This window comes from Bacillus sp. FJAT-14266 (genome assembly GCF_001719225.1).
In the GTDB taxonomy this organism is placed as follows: Bacteria; Bacillota; Bacilli; order Bacillales; family Bacillaceae; genus Bacillus; species Bacillus subtilis.
The window spans coordinates 204,391-216,461 of sequence record NZ_CP017072.1 but is presented as its reverse complement, the minus strand read 5'-3'; the positions used below and the strand labels follow the sequence as shown (position 1 = coordinate 216,461).

The 12,071-nt window shown below is 40.7% G+C and carries 13 protein-coding genes and 3 pseudogenes; 9 read left to right on the top strand and 7 right to left on the bottom strand.

All coding sequences use genetic code 11. The features are described 5' to 3' along the window. The first annotated feature begins 160 nt into the window (after positions 1–160). From BGM23_RS01240 to BGM23_RS01230, 3 genes and pseudogenes are all read left to right on the top strand, one after another. Positions 161–1,039: pseudogene (locus BGM23_RS01240) on the top strand (LysR family transcriptional regulator). Between the two features lie 13 nt (positions 1,040–1,052). Then, complete coding sequence (locus BGM23_RS01235) at positions 1,053–1,496, top strand: GNAT family N-acetyltransferase (RefSeq protein WP_029726103.1); 444 nt, start codon at positions 1,053–1,055, stop codon at positions 1,494–1,496. Between the two features lie 82 nt (positions 1,497–1,578). Then, a complete protein-coding gene (locus BGM23_RS01230; protein ID WP_029726102.1) occupies positions 1,579–2,058 on the top strand; it encodes a DUF2798 domain-containing protein in 480 nt (159 codons plus the stop codon). Between the two features lie 24 nt (positions 2,059–2,082). Here BGM23_RS01230 and BGM23_RS22060 read toward each other — a convergent pair. The 3 genes and pseudogenes from BGM23_RS22060 to BGM23_RS01220 form a co-directional block, all read right to left on the bottom strand. Beyond that, a pseudogene (locus BGM23_RS22060) lies at positions 2,083–2,225 on the bottom strand (LysR family transcriptional regulator); the annotation flags it as partial. A gap of 7 nt (positions 2,226–2,232) precedes the next feature. Further along, a complete protein-coding gene (locus BGM23_RS01225; protein WP_029726101.1) occupies positions 2,233–2,895 on the bottom strand; it encodes an MBL fold metallo-hydrolase in 663 nt (220 codons plus the stop codon). Between the two features lie 169 nt (positions 2,896–3,064). Next, entirely contained in the window at positions 3,065–3,517 is a 453-nt protein-coding gene (locus tag BGM23_RS01220; protein ID WP_003226875.1) for a MarR family transcriptional regulator, read from the bottom strand. A 119-nt stretch (positions 3,518–3,636) separates the two neighbouring features. On the opposite strand from BGM23_RS01220, the gene BGM23_RS01215 reads away from it, so the two are divergent. Continuing rightward, positions 3,637–4,077, top strand: coding sequence for a GNAT family N-acetyltransferase (locus tag BGM23_RS01215; RefSeq protein WP_029726100.1), 441 nt, complete (start codon positions 3,637–3,639; stop codon positions 4,075–4,077). Between the two features lies 1 nt (position 4,078). Next, positions 4,079–4,681 carry a YczE/YyaS/YitT family protein gene (locus BGM23_RS01210; RefSeq protein WP_029726099.1) on the top strand — a complete coding sequence of 201 codons (603 nt, stop codon included), beginning with the start codon at positions 4,079–4,081 and terminating at the stop codon, positions 4,679–4,681. Between the two features lie 67 nt (positions 4,682–4,748). On the opposite strand, the gene satA is transcribed toward BGM23_RS01210, so the two are convergent. Further along, positions 4,749–5,270 carry a streptothricin N-acetyltransferase SatA gene (gene satA, locus BGM23_RS01205; protein ID WP_029726098.1) on the bottom strand — a complete coding sequence of 174 codons (522 nt, stop codon included), beginning with the start codon at positions 5,268–5,270 and terminating at the stop codon, positions 4,749–4,751. A 408-nt stretch (positions 5,271–5,678) separates the two neighbouring features. On the opposite strand from satA, the gene BGM23_RS01200 reads away from it, so the two are divergent. From BGM23_RS01200 to BGM23_RS21190, 3 genes and pseudogenes are all read left to right on the top strand, one after another. Beyond that, positions 5,679–6,035: an MmcQ/YjbR family DNA-binding protein gene (locus tag BGM23_RS01200; protein WP_029726097.1), complete on the top strand. Its 357-nt coding sequence runs from the start codon at positions 5,679–5,681 to the stop codon at positions 6,033–6,035. A 159-nt stretch (positions 6,036–6,194) separates the two neighbouring features. After that, positions 6,195–6,761, top strand: a complete 567-nt coding sequence (locus BGM23_RS01195) for a dihydrofolate reductase family protein (RefSeq protein WP_046664040.1) — start codon at positions 6,195–6,197, stop codon at positions 6,759–6,761. Between the two features lie 253 nt (positions 6,762–7,014). Continuing rightward, positions 7,015–7,174 (top strand): annotated as a pseudogene (locus tag BGM23_RS21190) (DUF255 domain-containing protein); the annotation flags it as partial. Between the two features lie 105 nt (positions 7,175–7,279). Here the strand turns inward: BGM23_RS21190 and tet(L) are convergent. Together tet(L) and BGM23_RS22360 are read right to left on the bottom strand one after the other, a co-directional pair. Then, on the bottom strand, positions 7,280–8,656 hold the full coding sequence (gene tet(L) / locus BGM23_RS01190) for a tetracycline efflux MFS transporter Tet(L) (RefSeq protein WP_046664041.1): 1,377 nt from the start codon (positions 8,654–8,656) through the stop codon (positions 7,280–7,282). Between the two features lie 33 nt (positions 8,657–8,689). After that, complete coding sequence (locus BGM23_RS22360) at positions 8,690–8,752, bottom strand: tetracycline resistance efflux system leader peptide (RefSeq protein WP_010886645.1); 63 nt, start codon at positions 8,750–8,752, stop codon at positions 8,690–8,692. A gap of 252 nt (positions 8,753–9,004) precedes the next feature. Between BGM23_RS22360 and BGM23_RS01185 the strand changes: the two genes are divergently transcribed. Next, the gene (locus tag BGM23_RS01185) at positions 9,005–11,074 is read left to right on the top strand and encodes a thioredoxin domain-containing protein (RefSeq protein ID WP_046664042.1); all 2,070 of its coding nucleotides are present in this window, start codon (positions 9,005–9,007) and stop codon (positions 11,072–11,074) included. On the opposite strand, the gene BGM23_RS01180 is transcribed toward BGM23_RS01185, so the two are convergent. Then, the gene (locus BGM23_RS01180; RefSeq protein WP_032722824.1) at positions 11,071–11,970 is read right to left on the bottom strand and encodes a CPBP family intramembrane glutamic endopeptidase; all 900 of its coding nucleotides are present in this window, start codon (positions 11,968–11,970) and stop codon (positions 11,071–11,073) included. The two genes, BGM23_RS01185 and BGM23_RS01180, sit on opposite strands and share 4 nt — an antisense overlap. Between the last annotated feature and the right edge of the window lie 101 nt (positions 11,971–12,071).

The following is a 12,071-nucleotide window of genomic DNA, read 5'->3' as shown; positions in this document are numbered from 1 at the left end:
TGTGGAGCACTGCCATTCATAAACAATCATCCTTTATTTCTTCCGAATTCAAACATCCTCGAGTCTGTTTATATTATTATCTTAGCACCGTTGATATATGTTGTATAATGCATATAAAATATCGTTTTCATGCTTACATGTAATAAAGGAGGGATGATAATTGGAATGGGAACAACTTGAATATTTTCAAACACTGGCCCGGATGCAGCACGTCACGAAAGCCGCAAAAAGCCTCTCCATCACACAGCCTGCGCTTTCACGCTCTATCGCCAGGCTGGAAAATCATTTGGGCGTCCCGCTATTTGACAGGCAAGGACGATCCATCAGCTTAAATCAATACGGACACATTTTTTTACGGCGGGTTCAGGCGATGATGAAGGAGTATACCTAAGGAAAAGAAGAAATCCAAACCTTATTAAAGCCAGACCAAGGCGTAGTCTCTCTCGGTTTTTTACATACATTAGGCACCACGCTCGTGCCCGATCTCATCGGCTCCTTTCAGCAGGAATACTCCAACATTTCCTTCCAGCTGAAGCAAAACCACTCTTATTGGCTGCTTGAACGATTAAAATCCGGGGATCTGGACCTCTGTCTCCTCGCTTCGATTAAGCCTGAAAATCCGATCCAATGGATCAAGCTGTGGAGTGAAGAACTCTTTGTATTTGTGCCAAATGATCACCCATTAGCCAGTCGCGAAAGCATTACCCTGAATGAGATTGCCGGGGAGCGTTTTATTTTATTGAAAAAGGGCTATGCGCTTCGGATGACGGTCGATGAGCTGTTTGAGAAGGCTGATATACAGCCGAACATTATGTTTGAAGGAGAAGAAGCAGCTACTGCCGCAGGTTTTGTGGCAGCCGGACTGGGCATATCTATTCTCCCAGACCTGAAAGGCTTAGACCAAAGCAAAATCACCAAAATCCGCGTCAGCTGGCCGGAATGTCAGCGTGTCATAGGAATTGCCTGGATAAAAGGCAGGTTTTTATCACCGGTTGCTGAGACCTTTAAACAATATGTGATCAGCCATTTTTCTGAGTAGGGAGGATTCAAGCATGAATGTCAAAAAAATCACGTCAGAACAGGATTTACATACAGCTTTTGAAATCAGAAAGGCAGTATTTGTAGAGGAACAAGGCTGTCCCATTTCGGATGAATTCGATGAGTTCGATACACTCCACGGTGATTGCCAGCACATCCTGGCTTATCATCAGAATGTACCTGTTGGCACTGCACGTGTCCGTATCGTTGGCCACACGGGGAAACTGGAACGAATCTGCATTCTGAAGTCTTACCGCAAATTCGGTTTGGGAAAAGTGATCGTCGATGCATTAGAACGTATTGTGAAAGAACAAGGCATTTCTGCCTTCAAACTGCACGGCCAGACACAGGCGGCAGGCTTTTATGAAAAGCTCGGCTATCAGACTGCATCAGAAGAATTTATGCTGGACGGCATTCCGCATGTGCTGATGACAAAACAAGACGATTCTGCGCTATAAATTGTTCACAAATTTGTCACTTATGAGCATGAACAGTTCATTGGTATACTAATCACCGATTATGGAGAGAAGGAATGATTGTATGCCAGCAAATAAAAAAGAAGGCCTTATATTTGGCGTGATGATGTGCTTTGGAATGGTCTGCGTCATGTCGATTTACAATGCCATCATCAACGGAGCCATTCAGGATTTTTCACTGGTGACCGTTTTTGAAATGGTCATCGGTTTTATGGTCGCCCTCCTGTTCGATTTACTGTTAGTGGGCCCCCTCGCCAAGAAGATTGCATTCCGCATGCCGTTCGACAAGACTAAAAAAATTTATGTCATCCTTGCCATGTCAACTTGTATGGTGATTGGCATGGTACTTTTTATGTCTGTGTTCGGTTTAGTGACAGCGGTTCTAGCAAATGGGCTGAACGGGGACAGCCTCTTCAGTGCTTATCTTATGATTGTGTTGAAAAATTTCATCCTGGCCTATCCATTGCAATTACTGATTATGGGCCCATTAGTCAGAGGGATTTTCATGAAATTTGTAAAACCAAAGCTCACAGCCGCAATTTAAATAGAAAAGGAGTGAGCCTGACACTCACTCCTTTTGCTCATGAATCGAATGTAAAACAAGCTCCGCAAAAGCCTCTGCGGCAGGCAGCTGCCATTTTTTCTTTTTGGGTGTGAGTAAATCGGATCGAGGGCTTCAACATGCTGGAGATTATTCAGCTTATGTTTTTCACTTCCATTAATCCCTATACCTTACCACATAGTTTTTATACAATTCTTCGTTATAAAGGATTTCTTCGCCATGTGAAGAGCAAATGAACGTTGGTTTGATTTGATCTATGATTGAGCCGCTATCGATGTTCTCATTTATATCAACACTGAATCTTCTTATAGGTGGGTGTAAATCCTCCTTACTTGTGATAAAAAGGTCGCCCGTTAATAGCGTACGATCGATTTTATGATCATACACAACATGCCCGGGCGAATGGCCAGGTGTTAAATAGTATTTCAGAGGCAGATGAGCAAGCGTTTGCTCCGTCAGCGGCTGGACAATATGGGCTATCCCTGTGTTCTCCACTTCATTTTTGTTCGGATATGGCTCTTCCCCATTGATGTACTTTAGTTCTTTCTGGTGCGCAAAAATCGGAATATCAAATCTCTCTAACCATTTTGATGCACCTCCGATATGATCACTGTGGCCATGGGTAAGCAAAATGGCTTTTGGATTGCCGATCGCTAACGCTGCCCTAATTTGAGCATCAGCAAAACGTTCTATTCCCGTATCAACAATATAAACATCATCACCATCTTTGATAAACCAGGTATGAACCGGAATACGAAGAGGCACATCAAGCTCAAATTCACATTGATAGACATGTTCTGATAGTTGTCTCAAGTTCACGCAAACCACTCCCTTTGGAGATTTTTGATAGTTCAAAAGAAAACAGAAGTGAACGGACTATTTTCCAGGCAGATTATCTTGAAAATGGTCCCACACTCCAGCGGACTGGATTCTTGAGAAGGAGACGCCGATTTTCGCCAGCATCAGCTCGACTTGTTAACATTGTCCATTAATAATCCCTTTTGTTCCCCTTCTTCACATATTCCCAATCACGTTCTATATTCTTCCTCACTCTATGAAGGAGTGCAGAAATGGTTTCCTTTTCCTCTGAAGTAAAACCGGACAAGGCCACTTCCGTGGAATGTTCTCCTTCTCTTCTTAACAATGGATATACCTTTTTCCCTTTCTCAGTCGGGAACAGTTTTTTTATTTTTTTATTTTGCTCATCCGGCAATTTTTGAATAAATCCCTGCATTTCCAGCTTCTTAATGGCCCGCGCGGCCGTTGTCCGGTCCACTTTTATCATTTCCGCCAATTTTTCTTGAATAATTCCCGGATTTTCGTATATACGTACGAGATAGAGATACTGCCCTCTTGTTAAGTCTAAATCTTTAAATTCGATGTTGCTTATGGAATCCAACGCTCTTGCTATCATGCCGATCTCACGCAAAATATCATTCATTCCTAAAACCCCTCACGTATTTTTGTTGCAATTACAACAAAAATGTTTTAACCTTACTATTATAAGACCACATGCATGCTGTACAGTCCAGACTAATATCAGAAAAGGATTGATTCATAATGAATATAAAAAGAATAACAACTGAAGCTGATTTACATGAAGCTTTGAATATTAGAAAGACGGTTTTCATTGAGGAGCAACATGTATCGGAATCCGAAGAGTTCGATGAATTTGATACGCTCCAGGAACAATGCCAGCATGTCTTGGTATATCATGAGAATCAGCCTGTCGGCGCGGGCCGTGTGCGCATCGTTGACCATACAGCAAAGCTGGAAAGAATCTGCATCCTAAAACCTTACCGTAAGTACGGATTGGGGAAAGTCATCGTAAGCGGGTTAGAAGAAATCATAAAAGAAAAAGGACTGACTGCATGTAAGCTGCATGGTCAAACACAAGCAGCAGGCTTTTATCAAAAACTGGGCTACCAGATTTCTTCACAGGAATTTATGGAAGACGGCATCCCTCACGTCCTGATGACAAAAGAAATATCGCGGATTTAACATGAAATATATTTTTTACGGATTAGGCATACTCATATTAAGTTTGGGCATTTCCTTAACCATACAATCAGGACTCGGCACATCACCCTTCGATGCCCTTTTGGTTGGTCTGTCAAAAGAAGTCGGACTTACCGTAGGAAGCTGGGAGGTCCTTATTTCTGTGATCCTCCTAATCTGCAACGCTATATTAACGAGAAAAAAACCTATTTTGCTGGGCTTGATTACAGCATTCATTACTGGAATAGGCATTGACCTATGGTTGTTTGTTGTAAAAAACACCATCTATCTAAATGCGTTGTTAAGCAAACTGATTTGTTTCGGAATTGGTTTGGTGCTCATCGGTCTTGGAACAGCCATCTATCTTCAGACGAAATTCGCATCAACACCCATCGATCATTTAACACTTATTATCCGAGATCTCTCCAAAAGAACAATCTTGTTTTCAAGAACATTGGTATACGCTCTTTTCTTAGTATTAGCCATCATCTTTAAAGGCCCTATCGGCATCGGAACCCTATTAACCGTCTGTTTGGGAGGAATGATCCTTCACGTTTTTATGCCTATTGTGGAAAAACAATTCTTATCAAAAAAAAGAAGGGGTTAAAAAACCTCTTCTTTGAAAAAACGAAACGCAAAACAAGCTACGTTTCGTTCAATAATTTTATGATAAATTAAAATTTATAGTACCAAAAAATCGCAATTTCATTTGCTGTTGGAAGATTGGAATAAAGCATCGTATCAACTGCACCTATTATAAATTGATGTTTGGCATAAAAATGACAAGCTGAAACATTAATATCTTGTGTTTCAAGCATAAGGCCACAAAATTTATTCTCCTTTGCCCACTCAATCGCTTTATGTAATAATGCTGTTCCAACGCCTTTTTGTCTATAGTCTTTTGCAACGGCAATGTCCTCTATTAGTGCATACCCATTCCAGTTAGAACGAATCTTAATCCGGCCGATGCAGTTGTTTTCAACATAATATAAAAAGACAACCTTCCCTTCATCTTCAATATAACTAACATCCATTTCATCATCTTCATATTGTTTAAAATAAGGTTCAGAAAATCGTTCCTCAGTATATGTCCAAACACCGTTTTCAAAAGCAGGTATCATTCTCCCAAAAACAACGAAAGGTTCATTTGGTTTATTGAAATCTTTCAAATTCATTTGAGCCATTTTCTTGATCATATCAATCCCCTCCTAAACGAGATTATATTAGCATACTCGTTTCGATCAATAACAGCTTCCAAAAGGGCACTCTTTAAAAGAACAGCATCCATTACCTTTTATATATAGCGATTTTTCTATTTCACTGTCTTAATGGGGTATTTCAACAGAGGCTTGTGGTACAGTAAAAAGGAATAGAAACAAGAGAAAAGAAGATGAACCTATGCCCACTAACAATAAACTCAATGAGAAATATCATACTTCCTTCAACTCGCCCACAACCCTGTTGACTAGTATCCGTGGAGAGAGGAAGCTTTGACACAGCTTCTGCCATTGATGACATCTCTATTGAAGTATCCAAAGGACAACCAAGGATCGCTCTTTGACTTTTTCAAGAAGAAAGTAGAGTGAATAAAGGAGTGATTGAGTATGTTAACAAGAGAAGATATCTTTAAACACGTCAAAGAAAAATACGGTACATCGCCTGATTACCCGTGGGAGAAATACCCAAACTATGCTTCTTTGAGACATACATCAAACAAAAAATGGTACGGTCTTATCATGAATGTTCTCCCAGAAAAATTAGGCTTGGATGGTCATGGCGAAATAGATATTCTAAATCTAAAATGTCCCCCTGAAATAAGTGATAGCTTAAGAAATGGGGAAAATGTCTTACCCGGATATCATATGGATAAGGAACATTGGATTTCAATTGTTTTAGAACGGACAGATCCAGAAGGCGAAATCTATAACTTAATCGAGCAGAGCTTTCATTTAACCAAGTGAAGATAAAGAGTGTTCCGGCTAATCAAGCTGCGAAGAGTAGTGGGCACTTTCATTTTAGGATACTGTTCTTCACTCAGTCCATAAACGCAACTTAGTCTATCTGGTGCGAGAGTGGGAGAAGAATTTCTACCAACTTCTTATGGAAAAGGATGAATAGTTATGACAAATAACTTAAAACAGAGAAGAATCATTTTAGATTTAGCAGTTACTTTAGATGGTTTTATTGAAGGGAAAAATGGAGAAGTTGATTGGTGCATTATGGACCCTGATATGGGGTTTACTGATTTCTTAAATCAAATTGATACTATTTTATATGGCAGAAAAAGCTACGATTTATGGGGACAATATATTCCAAAAGGTGAAGACCCTGATACAGAAAAGGAAATTTGGAAATTGGTTCATAGTAAAAAGAAATATGTTTTTTCCAGAACACAAAATGAGATTGATAATCAAGCCATATTTATAAATGATAATATTCTTGAAGAAGTAAATAAATTGAAGAAAAAGTCTGGCAAAGACATCTGGCTATATGGTGGAGCGAGTCTCATTACAACTTTTATAAATTTGGGGCTTGTTGATGAATTTAGATTATCTATTCACCCTGTTGTTTTGGGAGAAGGAAAACCGTTGTTTATTGATGTAAAACAGAGGATAAATTTAAAAATGGTGAATACAAGAACATTTTCCTCTGGCGTTGTGCAAATCGTTTATCATTGGAATTGCTAAAAAAATCTTTCCCTCCAAAATATACATTGTAAGGTAACACTCGACAGTTATTTTTCTTATTGAACTAAAGGGGGAATCCAATGGGTTCTCCTTAATACTATTGAATTATCAACATCAAATTTTAACAGAGCTAAAAATATCCATTCTCTTGTATTAAAAGAAAAGAAGACTGGAAAGGACGCATTAACATAATTAAACATTATAGTATATTTCATTCTCCCTCTTTTAAGTAAATCGGCTAAGAGGTGATCCTATGCCCACTAACAATAAACCCAATAGATTAATCGCTGAGAAGTCTACTTATTTTACTTCAACATGCTCATAACCCTGTGGACTGGTTCCCTTGGGGAGAAGAAGCATATGAAAAAGCGAAACGCGAAAACAAGCCTGTTCTCGTATCTATGGGGTATAGCTAACGATGGCTAATCTAAAGAACATGCTATTGATGCCATGTTTATTCATTTTACAAAAAAGGATCAACCTTGGATTACTTTCACAAGATTGACCCTTTCACTCATTTAGCGATGCCTCCGCGAACGTTTATATACATTCAAGATTACTAGCCAACAAATAACAATGGTTCCTGCAAAAAGTATGAGCATATTGCTATACAAATAGGTAGAGTGATCAACGTCAATAGGCAGCAGCCTATGGTCTAGGAAGCCGATAGATAATAAACCGCCTACAATCGCAATACCCGTTCCCTCTGATAAAAAGCTCGTGAAATTAAGCAAACTCATTCCAGCGCCCGCTTCCTTTTCTTTCAAACTGCTAGACACAACTGTAGATATAACTGTTTTTGTGAAAGATAGCCCCCCAAAAACAAAAATTACTATAATTGTCATGATCCATGGTGCTGCATCTATAAAAAAGGCAGCGATTAAAAAGCCGGAAGAAAGCAAGGCACTTCCAATAGTTAGTACATACAAGGAACCTTTCCGATCAACAAGCAATCCCCCAATGTAACCGAAGATGATGACACTCATTGTTCCGGGGAATATAATGCCGCTTCCAATTGCTGCAGTACTTAAATGGTGAACATCTTTCATCATGTAAGGAACCATAGAGACAAATCCTGCTGCTGTACCAAATATTAGTCCTCCGTAAAGGGTTCCAATCACAAAAAAGACGTTTTTCCCTAATTCAGGGTCAACAAAAGGGTCCTGAGCTTTCCTAATGTGTTTTACAAATATGAAGAAAGCAAGAATACTGATGATCAGAAAAGAAAATCTATAAGATGTTGTAAACAGCATAAAAAATACGATACCTGCAGACATCAATATAATCCCTGCCATATCAATGTGTCCTCTTATTCTCTCTTCCTTTTTCAACAATTTTATAAGGAATGGAACGGTGATAATTGTTGCAGTTGGAATAAGCAGCAAATACGACCAATGGATATAATGAGCAACCATTCCGCCAATAGCTGGCCCAACACCTTCTCCCATTGCTACCAGGGACCCGATCAGGCCAAATGCTTTCCCCCTGTTCTCTTTTGGAATATAGCGCGCAACGACAACCATCACAAGAGCTGGGAATGCGGCTGCACCAATTCCTTGAATAAATCGGGCTAGAATGAGAATAGGAAAGAAAGAGTGTCCAACAAATCCAATGATCGACCCTAAGCCATTTACCATAATCCCAAATAGAAGCAGATTTTTGATGCCCAGCTGGTCTGATAGCTTTCCATATAGAGCTGTTCCAATGGAGAAGGTTAACATAAAGGCAGTATTCACCCAGTTTGCACTTGCTGGCAGTTTATTAAACTCGTTGGCAATATCAGGTAATGAGACGTTCAGAACCATTTCATTTAATACGCTGAAAAATGATAGAACACAAAGCCAAATCAAAACTTGATTGTGCCGTAAAGTTGACTGTGAATAAGACGTATTCACAATTTCCCCTCCATTAATGAGGGCAGACGCAGTTTATAGGGTCATTGATACGCTTCCCTCTTTTAATTGTACCCTGTTCATTTTATTGCACTTCATAATAACTCCCCCTACATTTGATTGATATGATCTTATTATATATAGACTAAGGATTAAACTTTTACTTTTTTTATAAAAATTTGACCAGATTGCGAAACAAGGAAAAACGTTATTCGCATTTATCTCAAGTGGAAAAATGAAACATTAGTTTATATTTTCACATCACAATTATCGATAAGCAGTCAGTTATTGTATTTGTTTAGGATAACTGTGGTAACCTGAATATAACCAACTTAGGAAGAAGGTGATCCCATGCCAAACAAAAGTAAACCCAATAGATTAATCAATGAGAAATCACCATACCTACTCCAACACGCCCACAACCCTGTGGACTGGTTCCCTTTGGGAGAAGAAGCATTTGAGAAAGCGAAACGCGAAAACAAGCCGGTTCTGGTCAGCATCGGTTATTCGACTTGTCATTGGTGCCACGTGATGGCTCACGAAAGCTTTGAAGACGAAGAAATCGCGCGTCTTCTCAATGAACGGTTTGTGGCGATTAAAGTCGACCGGGAAGAGCGGCCTGATGTGGATTCTGTTTATATGAGAATCTGCCAGCTGATGACCGGGCAGGGCGGCTGGCCGCTGAATGTGTTTATCACGCCTGATCAAAAGCCGTTTTACGCGGGTACATATTTTCCAAAGACGAGCAAATTCAACCGTCCCGGTTTTGTTGATGTGCTTGAGCATCTGTCTGAGACATTTGCGAACGACCGCGAGCATGTCGAGGATATTGCGGAGAACGCCGCTAAACATTTGCAGACCAAAACAGCCGCCAAATCAGGCGAAGGCCTTAGCGAGTCAGCGATTCACCGGACATTCCAGCAGCTTGCCAGCGGGTTTGATACGATCTACGGCGGTTTCGGGCAGGCACCGAAATTTCCGATGCCCCATATGCTGATGTATTTGCTTCGTTATCATCACAATACGGGGCAGGAGAACGCTTTATACAACGTGACGAAAACGCTGGACAGCATGGCGAATGGCGGCATTTACGATCATATCGGCTATGGGTTTGCACGCTATTCGACCGATGACGAGTGGCTCGTTCCCCACTTTGAAAAAATGCTGTACGACAATGCGCTGTTGCTGACCGCTTATTCAGAAGCCTATCAGGTCACGCAAAACAGCCGCTATAAAGAGATTTGTGAGCAGATCATTACGTTCATTCAGAGGGAAATGACTCATGAAGACGGAAGCTTTTTCTCTGCTTTAGACGCGGATACAGAAGGAGAAGAAGGAAAGTACTACGTGTGGTCAAAGGAAGAGATTCTGAAAACGCTCGGGGACGATCTCGGAACGCTGTATTGCCAAGTGTATGACATCACTGAAGAAGGAAACTTTGAAGGCAAAAATATTCCTAACCTCATTCACACAAAGCGAGAACAAATCAAAGAGGATGCCGGGTTAACCGAAAAAGAGCTCAGTCTCAAACTCGAAGACGCAAGACAGCAGCTCTTGAAGACACGCGAGGAAAGAACCTATCCCCATGTCGATGATAAAGTGCTGACCTCATGGAACGCGCTGATGATCGCGGGTCTTGCGAAAGCGGCAAAGGTATACCAGGAACCGAAATATCTCAGCCTAGCGAAAGACGCCATCACATTTATTGAAAACAAATTAATCATCGACGGCCGTGTGATGGTCCGATATCGTGATGGCGAAGTGAAAAACAAAGGCTTTATCGACGATTACGCTTTTCTCCTATGGGCTTATCTGGATCTCTATGAAGCTTCGTTTGATCTTTCTTATTTACAAAAAGCGAAGAAACTGACAGACGATATGATCAGCTTATTTTGGGATGAGGAGCATGGCGGATTCTACTTCACCGGACACGATGCAGAAGCCTTAATCGTACGGGAAAAAGAAGTGTACGACGGCGCCGTGCCTTCCGGAAACAGTGTGGCAGCTGTTCAGCTGCTGCGTCTCGGGCAAGTCACAGGCGACTTATCACTGATCGAAAAAGCGGAAACGATGTTTTCCGTGTTCAAGCCAGACATCGACGCGTATCCGAGCGGCCATGCTTTCTTTATGCAAAGTGTGTTAAGGCATCTAATGCCTAAAAAAGAAATCGTTATTTTTGGCAGCGCAGATGATCCAGCCAGAAAACAAATCATAGCGGAGCTTCAAAAAGCCTTTAAGCCCAACGACTCCATTCTGGTAGCAGAGCTTCCTGATCAATGCAAAGACATTGCGCCATTCGCTGCAGACTACCGCATCATAGACGGCAAAACAACCGTTTATATTTGTGAAAACTTCGCCTGCCAGCAGCCGACAACGAATATCGAAGAAGCCATCCACACGTTAATAAGCAGCAGGGATTAAGACCCTTGCTGCTTACTTTTTGATTTCTTATGGTACCATAAAGCGATCCCCGCAAACACAAGGTTGACCGCTATCGTAAAGAAAGCCTCCCACATCGGGTTCCCCCGCGTAACCGTAAACAGAGAAGGAATTCCTCCATACACACTGTTTTTTTCTGTAATAAACATACACAAAAACATATTATTCGCGGCATGGGCGCCAAGTGATATTTCGATGCTTCCAGTTTTAATCGTGTAATAGGTCCACACAAAACCAAATGTTAAATACTCAATTCCTGCCCAGACAGCGCCATTGTTCATTTCTGGATTCGCAAAATGCAATACGCCAAACAATCCTCCGACAATCAGTGTCAAAAATAGAGGATTTTTCGTCAATCTCCCGAAAGCTTGAAGCAAAAATCCCCTGAAAAACAGTTCCTCAGCTGATGTCTGAATCGGAACCAAAATGAGGGCAGCCACTAGCAGCCAGATAAAGCGTGAGGCATCAAAGGCTTGCATTGAATAGCTATCAGGATGAATCGCAAAATCAATCAATTGTACGGCGATCATCAGCAAGAAATAAGCAATAAAACCAAAGGAAATTCTCCGCCAATTCATCTTTGAATTTGGTGTAATCACCGTTCGGAAAGGCCGCTTCAAAATAAAGCGCACAGCCAGCCAAACTCCCGGAATGGCGAATAAATAAATCACATGGGACAAATAAAGATCTACGAGGGGATCACTCAGTACAGCTTCATCCAAATCAAACGTGATATTGGGATTCACAATAACGGTGAACAATATAGCGAAAAGGTAAGCTATATTCCCGAATACATATAACCCTACCATCACCAAAAAAGCGAAAAAATATCTCCACAACGTATTGTTTCCTTCTATAGGACGGATAAATGAATTCATTCCTTCTATGTCTCTTCCTTTCAATGAGAATATTACTATATATTTGCATAAATTGGTCTATGAATCTACTGTTTTGGAAATCTTTTAAGCAACATTAAAAT

Bases quoted from the DNA above. Each gene is read 5' to 3' on its own strand.
- BGM23_RS01235 (WP_029726103.1), top strand. From the start codon at position 1,053: ATGAATGTCAAAAAAATCACGTCAGAACAGGATTTACATACAGCTTTT.
- BGM23_RS01230 (WP_029726102.1), top strand. From the start codon at position 1,579: ATGCCAGCAAATAAAAAAGAAGGCCTTATATTTGGCGTGATGATGTGC.
- BGM23_RS01220 (WP_003226875.1), bottom strand. From the start codon at position 3,517: ATGAATGATATTTTGCGTGAGATCGGCATGATAGCAAGAGCGTTGGAT.
- BGM23_RS01215 (WP_029726100.1), top strand. From the start codon at position 3,637: ATGAATATAAAAAGAATAACAACTGAAGCTGATTTACATGAAGCTTTG.
- BGM23_RS01210 (WP_029726099.1), top strand. From the start codon at position 4,079: ATGAAATATATTTTTTACGGATTAGGCATACTCATATTAAGTTTGGGC.
- satA (WP_029726098.1), bottom strand. From the start codon at position 5,270: ATGATCAAGAAAATGGCTCAAATGAATTTGAAAGATTTCAATAAACCA.
- BGM23_RS01200 (WP_029726097.1), top strand. From the start codon at position 5,679: ATGTTAACAAGAGAAGATATCTTTAAACACGTCAAAGAAAAATACGGT.
- BGM23_RS01195 (WP_046664040.1), top strand. From the start codon at position 6,195: ATGACAAATAACTTAAAACAGAGAAGAATCATTTTAGATTTAGCAGTT.
- BGM23_RS01185 (WP_046664042.1), top strand. From the start codon at position 9,005: ATGCCAAACAAAAGTAAACCCAATAGATTAATCAATGAGAAATCACCA.
- BGM23_RS01180 (WP_032722824.1), bottom strand. From the start codon at position 11,970: ATGAATTCATTTATCCGTCCTATAGAAGGAAACAATACGTTGTGGAGA.